We start from the raw sequence: 16,103 nt of genomic DNA on the forward strand, positions 1-16,103 counted from the left end.
CTTGTTGCCATCGTCGCAAGCGGAGCAGGTGTGTGGCGTTCCTTGCAGGCACCCGGTGACAAACCCGTGCCCTCGTCAACAGTGAAGGATGACAGCGTCGCGGATCCTGATGCTGACCCCGACCTTGCCGCAGGCCATATCTAAGAGAACACAAACTAGGGGCCCGTGCTAAGAACTGCTCCCCGGAAGAAGAACTGCATTTCTCAGTCCAACTTCCGGGGAATGGCCATCGTCCGCTGGCATCCACCAAAAGTGCGGACATCCTTTGTCACTGACCGTCAGGTTCGGGGGGCCGACGACCGGCGGGGGTGTGCCTAGTCGCAGCCCGGATCCGGTGCTGCCGCGGATGGGCGAAGAAGCACTAAAGCGTGTGCGGCAACCGAGGATGTGCGGCCGGGTCCGGCGTGCAAGGGGGAATGCGTCCGGTCCCGGCAGTTCTGAAAGAAACCGGGGCGCTAATCTCCGGTTCCTTTAGGACAGGCCCAGTATGTCCCGGCCACCTCGGGAAAAAGGTAGGCAACCTTGCGGCTAGGGCTAAACAGCCCCGCTCCCCTGCCGTTAATCCCACAAGGAGCCCCAACATTCTTCCAATGACGCAAGCCCATGCTTGTACCGGGCCGGCGGCGGAGGCCGTGATTCACCCCTCCTTGGATCTGGCGGCTACCCCAGTCCGCGGCCAGGCTCCCACGACCTGTGCGGTCTCCATTGCTGCCCTCCCGCAGCAAATGCTGTTGACCTGAAACTGCGGTGACAGCGCCCGCTTCTCAAGTTGCCGGCCGGATGATCGAACCAGCAAAGACAGCGGGCAACGGAATGGGCGCATGCACAGCAACGGACCAGCGAACTAGTAAGTACCCCTGCTTTCTTGCGCGGGGGTGTGAATAACTTTTGGCTAGCGAGGGTTTCTGCGTCGAAGACGGCCAGGCCGTCCCCCACCGACACTGAAGGCCGGACTGCGGCCCTTCGCCTCTGGCATGCCCTCGGATAGAGAAGCAGAATGAGGGATCGAATAGGAGAATCACTGTGATCACCAATGAACACCTCGACCGCCTGCCCGCCGGCCGTGGCAACGTTTTGAGTACTGACGGGGTAAAGATCGGCAGCGTCGGCCAGGTCTACGCCGACGACGACACCGGCCAGCCCAACTGGGTGACCGTCAAGACCGGCCTGTTCGGCACCCGGGAATCCTTCGTTCCGCTCGAAGGTGCCCGGGTGGAAGGCGAAGACATCGTCATCCCCTACACCAAGGACCAGGTCAAGGATGCGCCCGGCGTTGACCCGGACGGGCACCTGGAACCGGCCGAGGAAGACCGCCTCTACGAGCACTACCGGCTCGGCGGCGGCCAGCGCACCTACACTGACGCCACGACCGGCCGGAACGACTCATCCACCGGCGGGGCCGGAGGCTACAGGGACACCGCGGACACCGCGGACACCGGAACGACCAGAGACTACGACGAACGTGGAACCGTGGGTAGGGACACTTCGGGCCCGAGACTGACGATGCGATGACCCGCTCCGAGGAACGCCTGAACGTCGGCACCGAAAGGCAGGCGACCGGCCGGGCACGGCTACGCAAATACGTCACCACGGAAAACGTCACCCAGACCGTTCCCGTCAGCCGCGAGGAAGTCCGGATCGAGCGTGAACCGATCACCGACGCCAACGTCGGCGCCGCCATGGACGGACAGGCCATCAGCGAGGAAGAACACGAAGTCATCCTGCACGAAGAGCGCCCCCGTCGTGGAAAAGGAAACGGTCCCGGTTGAACGCGTCCGCCTGGACAAGGAAAAAAGGACTGATCTGACGCCAGCAAGGATGCATCTCCCCCAGAGGTGCACCCTTCCGCTTGGCGTCGATCAGGCTATGGCGATCAAGGATTAAGGCAAGATCATCTGTCGCGACGCGAAGAGTCAACGGGTCGCGATTGCGCGTGTTGGTCTGTTAGCCGCTCGGGAGGTGCCCAAGTGGAGGCAGATTCTTGAACTCTCCCGGTGTGGTCGGGTGTATGTTCCGTTCACAAGTCGCAGTTCTAGGTTGCGGTGAACTGATCTGACAGCGCACGCGGCCAGGAGGACCTCCCGGCCCTAATTACCGTCAGCGGCCCTGGTCCTTGTGCCCACGGAACGGGAACCGTAGCTTTGGGACCAGCGGGAGAGAGCTCCGGCGAAAGTCGACTTCGCAACCCCGGAGGCCTCGAACGCCGACATCCCGGATACTCCGCCGGGAGAACGTTCTTACACGGAACTGAGGATACGTTCCGTGGTAACCACCGGGGCCGCCGAGGGCTGGCGCGGAAGCGAAAGGCCCTGGTGAACCCCGGCTGCGGTCATGACCCGCTGTCCTGGGTCTGCGGCGGCGATGCAGGCCCGAAGAACCTAAGCTAAGGCCCTGCTGAGCTGGCGGAACCGGCTTTGTCCAGGATGAATTCGCGGTCCTCCTGTGACAGCAGCGAGCCCCCGTGCAGGTCACGGTCTGCTGGTTTGCCGATCTCCTTGCAGATCACGGCGGCCATCGTCCGCGGCAAGATCGCGGATCCTGGGTTCTCGGTTAGCCATTGCTGCGTGGAGGGGCTGAGCCTATCCCAGTTCCCCCTGATGTCCATCTCCATCGATGCTGCCTTCCTGGGCTGGGCGTGGCCCGCCGCCCGATACAGGCGAGTGGGTCGCCCCAAGCCTACGTCCGAAAAGCGGTTTGGGAAAGGTACTGGGACGGACTCCCCCTCGTCAAAGCCGCCTGAGACCCGTACGCCAGGCACGACACCACGAAGGAACACCACAAAGAGCATCGCCCGGGAAGCAGCCACCCTCAACACCCCGATAGACGTCCGCTTCACCTCCGCCGGCACTCCCCTGGCCATCCCCTGTGACGGCCGGATCTGCGCCGTCGGCCCGGACCTGGCCATCGCGCAATGGTTTACCAAGGACTCCTGCTGGGAAAACCCGAGTGTCATGCCGCATACGAGCAGTCCGACGCCCGGAGCCTCCTTGAACTGCTGCACGGCTGTTCTGAGATCCCCGCGCACGAGCTCCGCGTTCTCGACCCCATCCAAGGTGCTCGATACGACGTACTTCTTCGCCACGTCGATTGTGCGGGCGAAGGGCTGCGTCCAGTCGGGCATGCGTTCGATGCTGGCGGACGCCATGCGCTCTCCATCACCTGGTAGGTCACTCGGCCGAACAGCAGAGCGTCAGCTCGGGCGATGTTATCGGCTGCGTACCGGTGACCCTCCTCATCTGCGAGTATCGCGCGGTGATCCACGCAGCCGTCCAGCGGGACATTGATTGAATACCTGAGCGGTCGGATCCTCGAAGGGTGGTGCCTTAGCGGCTTGGCTCCTCCGTGGCGCCAGCGTCCTCTTCGGGTTCGAATGTGTTGGGCTCCGCATCGGCAGCGATACCAATACCGTCCCCACCCTGAGGGATCCCGCCGTCGTCCCTGCCCTGTGTATCGGACGTCTCCTTTTGCGGTTCGTCCTCGGGCAGTGAATCAGGTGAGTTGATCGTCATCGCTCCTCCTTCATATGCTGGGCCTCCACGCTAACAGCCCGCGGGGCGAGAGGACCGTGACAAGTCCGAGAAATTGGAAGGGCATCTGCGGAGGGCCCTCACCTGGGCAGGCGTGCGGACATTGCCAAGCACGCCGAAGTGACACCGGCCACTTGAACCCCCTGTAGTCGCCGGAGCAGGTGGCACCTCCCCGGAATGACACCCGGACGGGCCTAGAATTACAGGTTGCCAGGCCTGCAGCGGCACCAGTTTCATTGCACAACCCATCTTTTAAGCGGTGACGCGCCACCGGCCTAGAGGGCACCAAGGGTGCACTACTGCCTCGAAACCGAACACGCCCGCATCTGGGCGCGGACGCGATCTTGCAAGGGCCAAACATTGTCACTTTGCAGCAGCAGGAGGCTTTTATCAAAAAGTGACCCATGAGGCAAGTGATACCTATTGTTACGGGTGTGACTTGCGGTTACCCTGAATTATGTGGTGCTACCCCGCGCGGAGAACCGATCTCCTGCCACCGGGCCTGCACCCACATTAAGGAGAATTTCAATGGGGGAAATTCATGCCGGCGCACCGGCAGTCAGCACGCGAGTCCGGCGATTGTCCGCATTTGTCCACCAAACCCTGGCCCGTGCACGCACGGTACCTGTTCCCTACAAGCTCGGAGAGGTAGTCGTCGGCGATGATCCCTTCAACGGCCGCAATGAAGGCATCGTGGCCGTCAAAAACGGCACGTTCGTGGGGCTTCAGACCGCAGATCAAATCCTCTTCTACGACTATCGGCAACTACGGCGGCCGGACTAGCGACCAGGCCAAACCAACGTAATCCAGCGACCTGATCCGAACCCGCGAGAGTCGAAGTGAGATGTCCATTGCAAACGTACCCAACCAGTACCTGACCATCGCCGAGGTGGCCACGATGCTGCGTGTGTCCAAGATGACCGTATATCGGCTGGCCCGGGCCCATGCCTTGGCCTCTGTGCGTTTCGGCAACTCCTACCGCATTCCTGAGAACGCCGTCGAAGAGTACATCAAAAAGGCTGGCACCTGCGAAAAGCGATCAGAGGCTCCATGACGACGGCAGTTGATTCACGGTAGTGACAGGGTGGACGCCAACGATCGTCGCCACACCTGATCACTTGCAAGGGCCGCAGAGGCCACCGATCGGAAGAGACGGTTGAAGCCGGGCCGCCGGGGAAGACGAATGAACGTGCCCGCCCTATTCAGCTCATGAATCAGGGCTTCAATAATGCAGAGTCATGCCGCACTCTGCCCATCGGACGGAAGACGGGCTCGAAGTGGAGAAACGGATACCGGCACAAAGACCCGAAAATGGGGCCGGGCAGGTCGAAGGAGCCTTCAAACGGGCACTAATCGAGGAAGCGCTGACAAGGCTAGACAGGGAACAACGGGAGGTCCTGGTGGCGCTGCATTACTGCAGGTTCCCGGTGAGCGAAGTGGCCGTGCAGCTGAACATTCCGACCCGCACGGTAAATGCTCGGGCTCTCTCTGCGCTGAAGGCAATCCGCAGCTTCCTCAACCAGAGCCCGCAACCTTAACCGGCCGTGAGCGCAGGGCTTCGGGTTCCGTAGCCGGCTGGCCTGTTCCCGGCCCGAGGGCCCAGCCACTCGTATCCCTCGGATACGACAACGTGCCGGTCAGGGCCGACCGACCTACGCAGATAACGAAATTATCGAAGCCACTGGAGCCCCATCTAGCGGCCTGTGCACAGTGCCCTCTGGTCCGTCACCGCTCACAACCGGCCAGGGAAGCTAATGGGCTGAACTTCTGCAAGGAATGTGAGGGGGAATATAAGGGGTATCGGCCCACGGTGCCCCAACCCGGAGGTACGCACCTTCCAAAGCCGGAAGTGCCGCCGAGCGATTACAGGGGACGGATGTTTTCCGCTTGCGGGCCCGTGGGGCCGTGGGCAACTTCGAACTCTACTTTTTGGCTGTCTTCCAGTGGTCGGTAGCCGCTACCGGTGATCGCGGTGTAGTGGGCAAAGATGTCTCCCGATCCGTCGTCCGGCGCGATGAAGCCAAAGCCCTTTTCGGCGTTAAACCATTTCACGGTGCCTGTTGCCATGCGCTGCCCCCAAGGAACTCTTCGTCTCACCGCGGCACTCCCGTGCCGGCGTGCGGAGTTCTTCGCCGCTGGTCACTAACGTAGGGCGGGCATTCCTCGGGCGCAAGGGCAACAGCGGCGGAGTAAAGGACCGACGACGGAGCTGGGGGCCGCTGGCATGGGGGGACACCAGTCGGCTGTCCGCCGCCGGCCGGTTACAACTTTACGCCGATACAGGCATAGGCGGCGGCACGACGGCGATTCTCGATTCGCTCGATTCGAACCCGTCTCGGAATCCTTCGTTTGTAAGAACGACTCCCTGTTGCCTGGTGGTACTGCTTGCTAAGCATGCTTATGATATTTTCGGCTGGCACGAACGGCCGCCGACCAGAGGAGGAACATCATGGGACTAGGCGACAAGATCGAAAACACCGCAGAGAAGGCCGGCGGTAAGGGCAAGGAAGCAGCCGGAGCGACCACGGGCGATGACAGCCTGAAGGCCGAAGGCCAGGCCGATCAGGCCAAAGGTGACTTGAAGCAGGCTGGCGAGAAGGTCAAGGACACCTTCAAAAAGGACTGATCTGACGCGAGCAAGGATGCATCTCCCCCAGAGGTGCACCCTTTCGCTTGGCCTCGATCAGGCTATGGCGATCAAGGATTGCGGCAAGATCATCTGTCGCGACGCGAAGAGTCAACGGGTCGCGATTGCGCGTGTTGGTCTGTTAGCCGCTCGGGAGGTGCCCAAGTGGAGGCAGATTCTTGAACTCTCCCGGTGTGGTCGGGTGTATGTTCCGTTCACAAGTCGCAGTTCTAGGTTGCGGTGAACTGATCTGACAGCGCACGCGGCCAGGAGGACCTCCCGGCCCTAATTACCGTCAGCGGCCGTGGTCCTTGTGCCCACGGAACGGGAACCGTAGCTTTGGGACCAGCGGGAGAGAGCTCCGGCGCCGCCGCAGAACCGCCATTCTGAGCTGCGATTTAACCGCCATTCTGTCCCTCGGTGCAGTCGGGAAACGCGCTGCGGCGTTTGAGGGCTGCAGGGTCAGCGGTTGCTAACCCTTCGGGTCAGTTCTGGCGAAGGGTGATCGGCCCCTGGTCGGTCGTACAGACCGTCTGGGTGACGCCCGAGAAGATGGAGCGCCCGTCCGATAAGGGCTGTCAGTTTCAGAGGTCGTCTGCACCAGCGGGTGCTGCCGATTGCGGTCGCCGCTCAGCTTGCACACCACACCGTGTTCAGGCCCTGAAAATCACCGAGACGGTTCTGCTTGCGGGATGCTCGCTCATGCCGAGGACCAAATGTGCGAGGGATCCCCAAATCAGGACGCAACGCCTGGAGGCCGCTCTGAGCCTCGAACGAGGCTACGGTTAAAAGGTGCGGCCCATTCCATTAGAAGGAGCGCACAATCATGATCCTCCCGAAGGTTCAGGACCTTCGCTTCATCACGCTCCGTCGCGGTGGGACCCTCACTGATTGGGATCACCATCTCCTAGCTCTTTGGGCGGCCTCGTGCGCGGAGCACGTCCTTCACCTGTTCGAGTCTGTTCAGCCTGAGGACCCACGACCACGGGAAGCGATCGAGCACGCCCGCGCCTGGGTGCGCGGTGAGGTCAAGATGATGCAGGCTCGCGCGGCAGGTGGCCATTCAATGGGCGCGGCCAGAAACCTGCGTGGGGCAGCAAGGCATGCCGCGTATGCTGCTGGCCAGGCAGGGGCCGTCGCACACGTCGCCGCGCACGAACTCGGCGCGGCCGCCTACGCGATCAAAGCCGCACGTGCTGCCGCGCCCGAGGGCGAGAGCGATGCCGCAGGGCGACTCGAGTGCCGATGGCAGCGTGACCATCTCCCGGAGGCGATTCGCGAGCTCGCGCTCGACGACCAGCGGTTGCGGAACGACCCCTGCTGGTCGGTGTTTGACTGCTGAACGGCCGTGGGGCTGAGAGCCCCAGCAGTCCTCAGAGACTGCCGCGATCCGCGCACACGAAACAGACCGGTCCGCGTGTCTAAGAATCAGGGGCCGACGGCTCGTGTCTAGGGTCAAGGCATGGAAAGGGACACATCCGGGGAACTGAAAGGGCAGAGCTCGATCAACGAGCTGCTCGACGACCCAGTCGGCTCCGCTCCCGTCCAGCTGGCACTGCCCATCCTGATTCAGGTGAAGCCCGGTTACTTCCGGCGCCTGTCCTGACACAACATCGCCGTCCGTTTGCCGCTGATCGCTGCTGCTTGAAGACCGGACACGAACTGACGGTCGGTCCTGCCACAGCTCGGTCGCTCCCGGGCTGGAAGGGTGCCATGCTTCCACCGCCCGATTTGAAAAAGTAAGCCTGCTTTCTATTAGTTTGGTTTCAGCTTCTCCGCTTGTCCCCCCATCAGGCGGAGTGGTTGCCAGGGAAGCCCCGCAATACCGACTGGTGCTGCGGGGCTTTTCTCTGCCTGCGCCTGGTGCAGCAGCTGTCAGTAACCCGAAACAGCAGAAGGAGTTAGGCAATGGCTCAGGGTGACATTGAGACCTACTACGAAGACGTTGCATGGAAGAACAAGCCTGAAGGCGCCAAGCGGGGCGTTCGGAGCCGGCTACAGCACCAAGGACGAAGCAGCCGCCGTTGGTCGTGACACGGCTAAAGCGGACAACGTGGAGCACGTCATCAAGAACCAGGACGGCCAGGTTTCCGGGAAGAACAGTAACGGCAATGATCCCAGGAACATCCCCGGCTGACGGTCGAAAAGGCCAAGGGGTGGTCGAAAGGCAAACGGCACAATGTCTCCAACACCAGTAAACGCATCTGCTAACACAGCACGCCGCCGGGGAGCATCCCGACTGTGTCGTTGCTTACCTTCGGGACAAAGTTGAAGAAAGTCCCGGGTGGGCATGGAAACCTAAAGGATGCACCGCCGATGGGTCGAACACCCATTTGGAGGATCATGTGACCCATCGACGCAGAACTGCCTGCACGGACAAAGCTGGAAAAAATGACGAAAACTGGCAACCAAGACACTGAAGAACCAGCCGAGAAGGCCACCCAAACCAAGAAGGGCCTCGGTCTGAGCCTTATCCAGCTCATCGCCGGCGGGGGCGCCGCCGCAGTGGCTTCCGTCATTGGCGGGCACCTCGGCCTGGCTGGAACCGTGGTCGGTGCCTTTATCCTCAGCGTTGTATCGGCCATAGCAGTGCCGCTGTTTCACGCCTCCCTGGAAAAGAGCCACCAGCAGATCAAGCGCGTTGTGCCCAGACGCGTCACGGATGCCGCCCGGACAACGCGCCCACAGATGGCCGCGGACACCGCCAGCATCGACCGGGCCGCCTCCAGCAAGGCCTCCGCTACGGCCTTGCCGCTGGAGCAGCCTTGGGAGGGCATGGCCGATGCCCAGCATGCCCCCCACAAGTCATCCAGGGGCCGGAAGGCCCGGATGGCTATCGGTGGAACAGCCACCATCTTCGTCATTGGAGTGGGGTCGATTCTTGGCATCCAGTCAGCCACAGGTGTTGCCCTATCGAATGGAACCAGCACTCTCCAGGAGAGCATTTCCCAGGTCGTGTCATATGCCAGGGACAGCACGGACACTCCCGCCACGGACCCGAAACCCAGCGCCCCGGCAGTTGAGCCGAGTACCGTGGCCACGGACCCGGCCACAGACCCGACCGAACAGCCGACGGTGACACCCACCCTCACAAGCGAGCCGACACCAAGTGCGGAACCCACGGCGCCAGCCGGTGCGGACAACCCGGTACCGCCGAGCACGCCCGATCCCGCCACTGGAACATCGGACGGAAGCAGCGGTGCGGACGGAGCCGACAACCACGCCCAGCCCAGCGCCGAAACATCCGCCGGTGGCACCCCCACCAAGTAATTCATCTGACTCCAACCCTCACCCGCTGTAGTCATGCATGCCGGCCCCCTCCGATGTACGCCAGATACGGCAAGGAACAGCCACCGTTGAGAACATCAACCGTGGCTGTTCCCGTGACTCGAGAACATTTCCAGTCGAACAAAAGATTCTCCCGGCATCCCTTCACAGGACCCCGAGGACCGTCGGCGACGGCGGATTGGCTTCCCTGGAAACTTCTTCAGCTTCGGGAACCAGGTGCGCTGCCCGCCATAGGGCCAGGCGACCGGGCCATGGGCACCGTACCGTCTGCTAGAAACCACCAGAGCTTCCTGGTTGTACCGCTCCGCCTCATCCGTGCCTGTCCCCTGTCCCCTGTCCCCTGTCCCCTGCGGAGGTTGTACTGCCAGAACGGCTGCAGCCCCCGGAAGAGCAGTCCCTTGAACTAGGTAGCGTGGCAATTCGTGCCGGGTCCGCATCAGCGCACAGCCTGTAGAGAGGTCGAAGTCGTGCTGCAACGGCGCACCCAGCTCCGCGCCATGCCGATCACATTTCGGCGGTCCGCGCCTCGGACCATCAGGACTATTCGGGGGGCCGACGACCAGCTGGGGGTGTGCCTGGTCTCAGAGGCACTCAGTCGCCGGCCCCGTTTCATACCGGACGTTCCCGTCCGGAAATCACCTGTTACCGGCGACATGAGTCACCGCCAGGGCCTCAACAGTACTACCGCCCTACTGATAGTTAACACCTTGTTAGCGCCTATGGATACGGATAATCGATACCTGTCTTTCGGTTCATGTGACTACGCATCTGCGCAGGCAGGGCAGTGGCGGACACTCTTTTCCTCACGGCCGGTTCGTTACCGTGGGTGGGCCCGCCCGTTGCTGTGCAGAGACAGCATCCTGGTGCCCAGGGCCGGCGCTACCTGATGGGAGTGCAGCCGAATCCGCCTGTCGTGCTCCGCGGAACGGCGTCCAGCAACCGCTCCTTTGGGACAACTCCGTTCCTCAATCCTGCTCCGTAAGGGACTGACCGTGCCCGCTCTCGAACCCGATTACCTGACCTTCCGGTACAGCTGCAAGTGGGTAGGCATCCCCGGAGCCGAGCACGACCCGTCCGATTTTTCAATGGACTCGACCGTGACCCTACAGGGTGCCGACTGGAACGACGAGGAAGGCGACGGCGAAGATGTGCTCCGAGACGCCTTCTTCAGGATTGTTCCTGATGCCGGCACCATCGATTTGCTTTGACACCATGGATGCGGTCGACTCGGAGATGATGGGCATCGCAGAGATGCTCGCCCACGAGAGGCCCGACCTTATGGAATCCGGCATGGATCTAGGCGAAACGGTCCATGCCCAGGCGAAGACGTTCGGACCACTTGTCCAGACGCCGTCCGGACAAGTGCGCTCAGCGCGCAAATGGTTCCATTCACGCAAGGCCTTCTGGGAAACCCCCAGAGGCATTTCGGCTGGGCGGCGCACGGGCGGTCGACGTTTGCTGCCGCCCATCCCGGCTTATTGCCGGCGGCACTCAGAGGCTAGCGAGGCTAGTCCTTCAGGTCGAAGTCCAGGTCGGGGTCCTCGAGATTGGCCAACTCCCGCCATGTGGACCCGACCACGCGGTACCGAGTGTCGCGGCAATCGGTATCCGGTTCACGGCAATCAGTTGGGCCAGGTCCAGGCCGGTCAGTTCGGCGATACCCGGTCTCCGAGCTCGTCAAGGGCTCCAGTTTTGGCCGCCTGGAGCCAGAAGTTCCAGGCGGCACGATCATGCACTACGCCGGCGTGCCGGAGATGGCCCGCTGGGGCAGGTAGTCAGCATTGTGCCGTGGCTGGTCAGTCGCGCTGTCCAGCCACGGCACTCACCACTTAGAGCGACCGCTTAGAGCGGGCTGATGTTTTCCGCCTGCGGGCCCTTGGGCCCCTGGGTGACGTCGAACTGAACCTTCTGGTTCTCCTCCAGTGAGCGGTAACCGCTGGAGGTGATTGCCGAATAGTGTGCGAACACGTCAGCGCTTCCGTCGTCGGGGGCGATGAAACCGAAGCCCTTTTCGGCGTTGAACCACTTGACCGTACCTGTTGCCATCTGCTGTTTCCTTCACGGGTCGCCGGTCGGTTCCGCTACTCGGAATACCGTCCCCGCCACCCACAGGGTTGAGCCTATGTGCCGGGCTTGACCCAGGCAACCACCAGCCGACTGCCCGCACCCCGACTGCGACGTTTAGACGGCCTGACGTTTGTGCTGGTCAACGGCGGTTCAGCGGGATGGCGGCCGCTCCTTCTGCGCTGATTGCCGCGACCGGAGCATGGGCGAGCGTTTCACGCTCCAGCTCAGGAAGCGTGCACCTCGATGACCTCGGCGAGGCCAGCCAGGTCGAGGGGAACGTCAGATTCCTCTGCACCGCGGTTGCCAGTGGGGCAGCACAGTCCCTCACTTCATTGTTCAGTGTGTCCGGCACCAACCACCATTCCTAGCTGTGAATTGATCACCGTTCTCAACCAACAATCACAGGTTTGAACATTGCTCCTTGCCGGTCCTGCTCGATGCCGCGGTACCGGCTTCTTGCCGACGGCACTCAGAGAATAGTCCTCCAGGTCGAAGTCCAGGTCGAGGTCCTCGACGGCACCCAACTCCCTCCATGTGGACCCGACCCGTGCGGTACCGAGTGTCGCGGCGATGGGCTTCCGGAGAAAATTCGACTAACGAAATTGCGCAAATACCCGGATGGGTGCCGGGCTGAAGTTCGACCCCTCGGTGAACCCCATCGCTTCATAGAAGGCCCGTTGCCCTGGTTCATCGTCAGTGATGAGCACAGTCTGTCGGACATGCTGGTATCTCGCGAGGACATGCTCCAGCAGTGCCCGACCTACCCCTTCCTTCTGGAACGCCGGCCGCACCAGGATGTCCTGCAGGAAGCAGATAGTCGCATCGTCGGAGACTACCCGTGCGAGGCCAACAAGCCCACCGCCATCGTTCCGGGCCGTGACGACGAACGAGGAGCTTCGGATCGCCCTGATGAGCAGTTCCCGGTCCCGGGTATAAGCGGACCAGCCTACAGACTCGTACAGAGACAGAACTTCGGCATCGGAGAACTCGCTGGAAGTGAAGGTGATGAACCCGGACATCGGACTAGTGTCGCATGACTGCTCATCATGACCGCGCACCCTGCGCTGCCGGGACGATCGATACTCCAGGCAGCCTCGGTCAGGTGGCTGGTCATGCGTCCTCCAACCGTTCCAGTTCCGCGTCGTTGGTCGGTACGGACTGGAATCCGGCCGCGAGGTCGGCCTGGCGATCGTCATCCTCGGCGGCGACCATCACGCAGCTGCCTGGTTCTCTCGGCGGATGCGGGCGCCGCCCTGTGCGCCAGTCTCACCGTTCCACCAACCCATTGCTTGTCCGGCCCCTGTGGCCGGTCTCCGGCCTGTAGATGATCAAGGGAAAGTGCAGTGCAAAGTTGCCCACATGACCTCTAAGTGTCGAACCCACAGGAAAGCCGCGCCACGTGGGAGCGTGGCGCGGCTTTCTGGGTTTCTGCAGCAGGCAGGGAGCGGGCGGCTACCAGGGCCGTGTCTCAGCCGGTGGCGGCGTGACGAAGATCTGCAGGTGCCGCCGCCGAGAGCTCGTGGAGCAGCGCGGTCGATGTGGCCACCCATCCGAAGAGTGTCTCGATAGAGAGCAACGATGCCTCGTGATTGGTGCGATCAGCCGCAGCGCCGATGGGCTCGGCAGTGCAGTCTTCAAGCAGGAGGCAGCGGAAGTCCCGGAACATCGCATCTCTGAGCGTCGACTCGACGCAGATGCTCGTCGTGCAGCCCGTAAAGATGATATCCCGGACCGCCTGACTCCGAAGCAGCCCTTCGAGGTCGGTCTGGAAGAAGCCACTGAAGCGGTGCTTGTAAATAACGTGATCCCCGGGGGCCGGCGCCAACTCATCGACGATGTCGGTGTTCCAGGTGTCGCGGACAAGCAGGCGACTGGGGGTGCCGTCCGGCGCCACGACCGGTTGACCTGCGCCCATGAACAGGTGACGCTGGCGGTTGGTCGCATGATCTGGCCCGAGGTCGGAGAGATCGGGCCGGAACGCCATCTTCAGATAAACGATGGGATCCCCGCCTTACGCGCCGCGTCCACGACGCGAACGATTGGCCCGACGGCTGCTCGGATCGGGGCGATGTCGATGCCGGCCCGTTCGAACATGCCACCCGTCGATCCGAAGTCGTTCGTCATGTCGACGACAATCACCGCCGCGTGGCCGAGATCGAGACCGAAAGGCCCGGGCCGAGCCTCGACCGTCACCATGTCTTGCTGTGCCATGTGCGCCCTCCTGTGACGAGGACACCTGACAGCGCCCGCCGCGATAGTGGGAAGAAGTTTGCGCTATGTCAGCATTTTAAGTCTGGCATCCTAGTGAGGCAACAGGCCGTCAAACCCCATCCACACTGCTCGCAAGGTGGGGCAACCCCGTTATCCAGAACTAATCCAACTTGGTGGTGCTTGGCGTAGGGCTGGTGACCGCCGGAGCGGTGAGTCCGGCCATGCTGGCTGCGGTGTTTATTTCCAATGTTCCCGAAGGACTCTCCAGCACCGCGGGCGTGAAGTGGGCCGGGCGCAGCGCCAAGTGTACCAGATCGGCGGATGAAGCGGTCAATGACTGAAGCGGCCCCCAATGGCACGAATCAACGTGCAACGCCAACTGGCGATCTTCGAAGTCGCCCGGAATGCGGGCGACAAGAGCATGGCCGAGATCCGGCAGATGCTCAGGGCCGCCTTTACCCGCCGCGGGCTTACCTCCCGGCCCATTCCCTGGCTCGAAGCGATGGCGTCAGAAGCCTTTTACGGCAAGCCCTACATTGTGGACATGCCGGGGCACCCTTTGACCCTGATCACGGGACCACTGGCGTGAAAGAACCGGAACTTCGACGGGCCAGCTTCCTGAAGCCGCGGGGGCATGGCAGGCAATGCAGGCGTTAAGGATTCGTTAAGAATGAGCCCTCACAAGAATCCTCGTATGTCCCTTCTGCTAGGTTCTTGCGGTGATGACGCGGCCCGAAGCGCGCAGCGGAAAGGACCTCATGACACTTTGAGCACACCGGCATCAGGGCGCCCAGCGGCCAAACCGGACAACATTGCCCGCAAAGCGGTCGTGGCCTTCACCCTTATCGCCGACCTCTCCCGCGGTATCCGCAACGTCGCCGCCGAAGCCGAAGAGATCGCCGAATGACATCCGACAGCCAAGCCCAAAAAGACCTGAGAAACCGCAGCACCCGCGGACTCCCGGATCGCTCCGGGATCCGGGACAAGGCAGACAGCGTCAGGCGGACGCTCCTGCATCCCGTCCGCTCCGTGCCGCTGGCGTTTCTTGCCGTCATCCTGCTCGGCGCGGGGTTGCTGCTGCTGCCGGCAGCACGCACCGCAGTCGACACTGACCCCATGCTGCCGGCCCTGTTCACAGCGGTTTCGGCCGTATGCGTCACCGGCCTGGCCACGGTCGACACCGCCACGTTCTGGACACCCTTCGGGCAGGGGGTGATTCTCGGACTCATCCAGGTCGGAGGCTTCGGCATCATGACCCTGGCAACACTGCTGGCCCTCCTGGTCCGGAAGACCATCGGCCTGCGGGGCCAGCTTGTCGCACAATCCGAAACCCATACACTGAACTTCGGGGACGTCCGCTCCGTCCTTTTCAGTGTCGCCCGGCTCATGGTCCTGTTCGAAGCCGTCACCGCCGCAATCCTCGCCGTCCGCTTCTGGAGTGCCTACGACGACAACCCGGCCACAGCGCTCTGGCACGGGGCATTCCACGCCATCTCAGCTTTCAACAACGCTGGCTTCGCCCTCTACAGCGACAACCTCATCAGCTTCGCAGACGACCCTTGGATCATCATCCCCATCTGCGCTGCCGTGATCACCGGCGGGCTCGGATTCCCCGTGCTCATCACCCTGCTCAGGGGCGGGCTCAGGCGAAAGAACTGGACCGTCCACCTGCGCCTAACAATCTACGGCACCCTGTTTCTGCTGGCCGCCGGCGCAGTGCTATTCGCAGCTTTCGAGTGGAACAGAGAGCAGACCCTGGCCCCGCTGTCATTCGGCGGGAAACTCCTGGCGACGCTGGCAGGCACCGTCTTCCCCCGTACCGCAGGGTTCAACAGCATCGACTACGGTTCGGCCGCACCCGAAACCCTGATGGTTACCAACATCCTCATGTTCATCGGCGGGGGCAGCGCCGGAACCGCCGGCGGCATCAAAATCACCACCTTCCTCGTCCTGGGCTTCGCGATCTGGAACGAAATCCGCGGCCGTGACCAGGTCACTATCGCCCACCGCTCCATCAGCTCCTCGGCGCAGCGCCAGGCCCTGACCGTGGCACTCCTGGGCGTCGCCGCGGTCATCACCGGCACACTGCTGCTGCTCATGTTCACAGACCACAGCCTAGACAAAGTACTCTTCGAATCTATCTCGGCCTTCGCCACCGTAGGCCTGAGCACCGGCATCACCTACCACTTGCCATCCAGCGCGCAATGGGTTCTCATGGCGCTCATGTTCACCGGGCGTATTGGAACCATCACGGTCGGCTCCGCCCTCGCACTGTCCTCACGGCCACGTCTTTACCAACTCCCCGAAGAACGACCAGTGATCGGATAACCGCTCCCAACACTCCCGGGTAAAGCTCCTCGGGTCGTCGCCCGATCAGGTCGCCC

General features: G+C 62.4%; 19 protein-coding genes and 2 pseudogenes. 14 read left to right on the forward strand and 7 right to left on the reverse strand.

Going from position 1 to position 16,103, the window contains the following annotated elements; translation table 11 throughout:
• Positions 1-1,023 precede the first annotated feature (1,023 nt).
• Positions 1,024-1,884 (forward strand): annotated as a pseudogene (locus J7I85_RS19255) (PRC and DUF2382 domain-containing protein).
• Between the two features lie 499 nt (positions 1,885-2,383).
• On the opposite strand, the gene J7I85_RS25770 reads toward J7I85_RS19255, so the two are convergent.
• Together J7I85_RS25770 and J7I85_RS19265 are read right to left on the reverse strand one after the other, a co-directional pair.
• The gene (locus J7I85_RS25770) at positions 2,384-3,145 is read right to left on the reverse strand and encodes a hypothetical protein (RefSeq protein ID WP_308159553.1); all 762 of its coding nucleotides are present in this window, start codon (positions 3,143-3,145) and stop codon (positions 2,384-2,386) included.
• A gap of 178 nt (positions 3,146-3,323) precedes the next feature.
• Positions 3,324-3,509, reverse strand: coding sequence for a hypothetical protein (locus J7I85_RS19265; protein WP_214855645.1), 186 nt, complete (start codon positions 3,507-3,509; stop codon positions 3,324-3,326).
• 546 nt (positions 3,510-4,055) lie between these two features.
• Between J7I85_RS19265 and J7I85_RS19270 the strand changes: the two genes are divergently transcribed.
• From J7I85_RS19270 to J7I85_RS19280, 3 genes are all read left to right on the forward strand, one after another.
• On the forward strand, positions 4,056-4,310 hold the full coding sequence (locus tag J7I85_RS19270) for a hypothetical protein (protein ID WP_214855648.1): 255 nt from the start codon (positions 4,056-4,058) through the stop codon (positions 4,308-4,310).
• Positions 4,311-4,371: 61 nt separating this feature from the next.
• Positions 4,372-4,581 (forward strand): helix-turn-helix domain-containing protein, encoded by a 210-nt coding sequence (locus tag J7I85_RS19275; RefSeq protein ID WP_214855651.1) that lies wholly within the window; start codon positions 4,372-4,374, stop codon positions 4,579-4,581.
• Between the two features lie 184 nt (positions 4,582-4,765).
• Entirely contained in the window at positions 4,766-5,065 is a 300-nt protein-coding gene (locus J7I85_RS19280; protein WP_214855654.1) for an RNA polymerase sigma factor, read from the forward strand.
• Between the two features lie 325 nt (positions 5,066-5,390).
• Here J7I85_RS19280 and J7I85_RS19285 read toward each other — a convergent pair whose 3' ends face one another.
• Positions 5,391-5,594, reverse strand: a complete 204-nt coding sequence (locus J7I85_RS19285) for a cold-shock protein (RefSeq protein ID WP_214855657.1) — start codon at positions 5,592-5,594, stop codon at positions 5,391-5,393.
• A 382-nt stretch (positions 5,595-5,976) separates the two neighbouring features.
• Here J7I85_RS19285 and J7I85_RS19290 point away from each other — a divergent pair, with 382 nt between their 5' ends.
• The 6 genes from J7I85_RS19290 to J7I85_RS19315 all read left to right on the forward strand — a co-directional run bounded on the left by J7I85_RS19290 (position 5,977) and on the right by J7I85_RS19315 (position 10,649).
• Positions 5,977-6,153 carry a CsbD family protein gene (locus J7I85_RS19290; protein ID WP_214855660.1) on the forward strand — a complete coding sequence of 59 codons (177 nt, stop codon included), beginning with the start codon at positions 5,977-5,979 and terminating at the stop codon, positions 6,151-6,153.
• An 826-nt stretch (positions 6,154-6,979) separates the two neighbouring features.
• Entirely contained in the window at positions 6,980-7,495 is a 516-nt protein-coding gene (locus J7I85_RS19295; RefSeq protein WP_214855663.1) for a putative immunity protein, read from the forward strand.
• A gap of 120 nt (positions 7,496-7,615) precedes the next feature.
• A complete protein-coding gene (locus J7I85_RS19300; protein WP_214855666.1) occupies positions 7,616-7,759 on the forward strand; it encodes a hypothetical protein in 144 nt (47 codons plus the stop codon).
• Positions 7,760-8,098: 339 nt separating this feature from the next.
• Complete coding sequence (locus J7I85_RS19305; RefSeq protein WP_251024572.1) at positions 8,099-8,290, forward strand: DUF2188 domain-containing protein; 192 nt, start codon at positions 8,099-8,101, stop codon at positions 8,288-8,290.
• Positions 8,291-8,544: 254 nt separating this feature from the next.
• Entirely contained in the window at positions 8,545-9,423 is an 879-nt protein-coding gene (locus J7I85_RS19310) for a hypothetical protein (RefSeq protein WP_214855669.1), read from the forward strand.
• A 1,010-nt stretch (positions 9,424-10,433) separates the two neighbouring features.
• Positions 10,434-10,649 carry a hypothetical protein gene (locus J7I85_RS19315; RefSeq protein ID WP_214855672.1) on the forward strand — a complete coding sequence of 72 codons (216 nt, stop codon included), beginning with the start codon at positions 10,434-10,436 and terminating at the stop codon, positions 10,647-10,649.
• Positions 10,650-11,283: 634 nt separating this feature from the next.
• Here J7I85_RS19315 and J7I85_RS19320 read toward each other — a convergent pair.
• The 4 genes from J7I85_RS19320 to J7I85_RS19335 all read right to left on the reverse strand — a co-directional run bounded on the left by J7I85_RS19320 (position 11,284) and on the right by J7I85_RS19335 (position 13,719).
• Positions 11,284-11,487 carry a cold-shock protein gene (locus tag J7I85_RS19320; RefSeq protein ID WP_214855675.1) on the reverse strand — a complete coding sequence of 68 codons (204 nt, stop codon included), beginning with the start codon at positions 11,485-11,487 and terminating at the stop codon, positions 11,284-11,286.
• 614 nt (positions 11,488-12,101) lie between these two features.
• Positions 12,102-12,527: a GNAT family N-acetyltransferase gene (locus J7I85_RS19325; protein ID WP_214855678.1), complete on the reverse strand. Its 426-nt coding sequence runs from the start codon at positions 12,525-12,527 to the stop codon at positions 12,102-12,104.
• Positions 12,528-12,976: 449 nt separating this feature from the next.
• Positions 12,977-13,492: a cysteine hydrolase family protein gene (locus tag J7I85_RS19330; protein WP_214855680.1), complete on the reverse strand. Its 516-nt coding sequence runs from the start codon at positions 13,490-13,492 to the stop codon at positions 12,977-12,979.
• 2 nt (positions 13,493-13,494) lie between these two features.
• Positions 13,495-13,719 carry an isochorismatase family protein gene (locus tag J7I85_RS19335; protein WP_214855694.1) on the reverse strand — a complete coding sequence of 75 codons (225 nt, stop codon included), beginning with the start codon at positions 13,717-13,719 and terminating at the stop codon, positions 13,495-13,497.
• A gap of 173 nt (positions 13,720-13,892) precedes the next feature.
• Here J7I85_RS19335 and J7I85_RS25220 point away from each other — a divergent pair.
• The 4 genes and pseudogenes from J7I85_RS25220 to J7I85_RS19350 form a co-directional block, all read left to right on the forward strand.
• Positions 13,893-14,018 (forward strand): annotated as a pseudogene (locus tag J7I85_RS25220) (ZIP family zinc transporter); the annotation flags it as partial.
• A gap of 53 nt (positions 14,019-14,071) precedes the next feature.
• Positions 14,072-14,308, forward strand: coding sequence for a hypothetical protein (locus tag J7I85_RS19340; RefSeq protein WP_214855697.1), 237 nt, complete (start codon positions 14,072-14,074; stop codon positions 14,306-14,308).
• Between the two features lie 177 nt (positions 14,309-14,485).
• The gene (locus J7I85_RS19345; protein ID WP_214855699.1) at positions 14,486-14,626 is read left to right on the forward strand and encodes a hypothetical protein; all 141 of its coding nucleotides are present in this window, start codon (positions 14,486-14,488) and stop codon (positions 14,624-14,626) included.
• Entirely contained in the window at positions 14,623-16,047 is a 1,425-nt protein-coding gene (locus J7I85_RS19350; RefSeq protein WP_214855702.1) for a TrkH family potassium uptake protein, read from the forward strand. Before J7I85_RS19345 ends, J7I85_RS19350 begins: the two co-directional genes overlap by 4 nt.
• Positions 16,048-16,103 lie beyond the last annotated feature (56 nt).

Source organism: Arthrobacter sp. ISL-65 (assembly GCF_018613795.1).
In the GTDB taxonomy this organism is placed as follows: domain Bacteria; phylum Actinomycetota; class Actinomycetes; order Actinomycetales; family Micrococcaceae; genus Arthrobacter.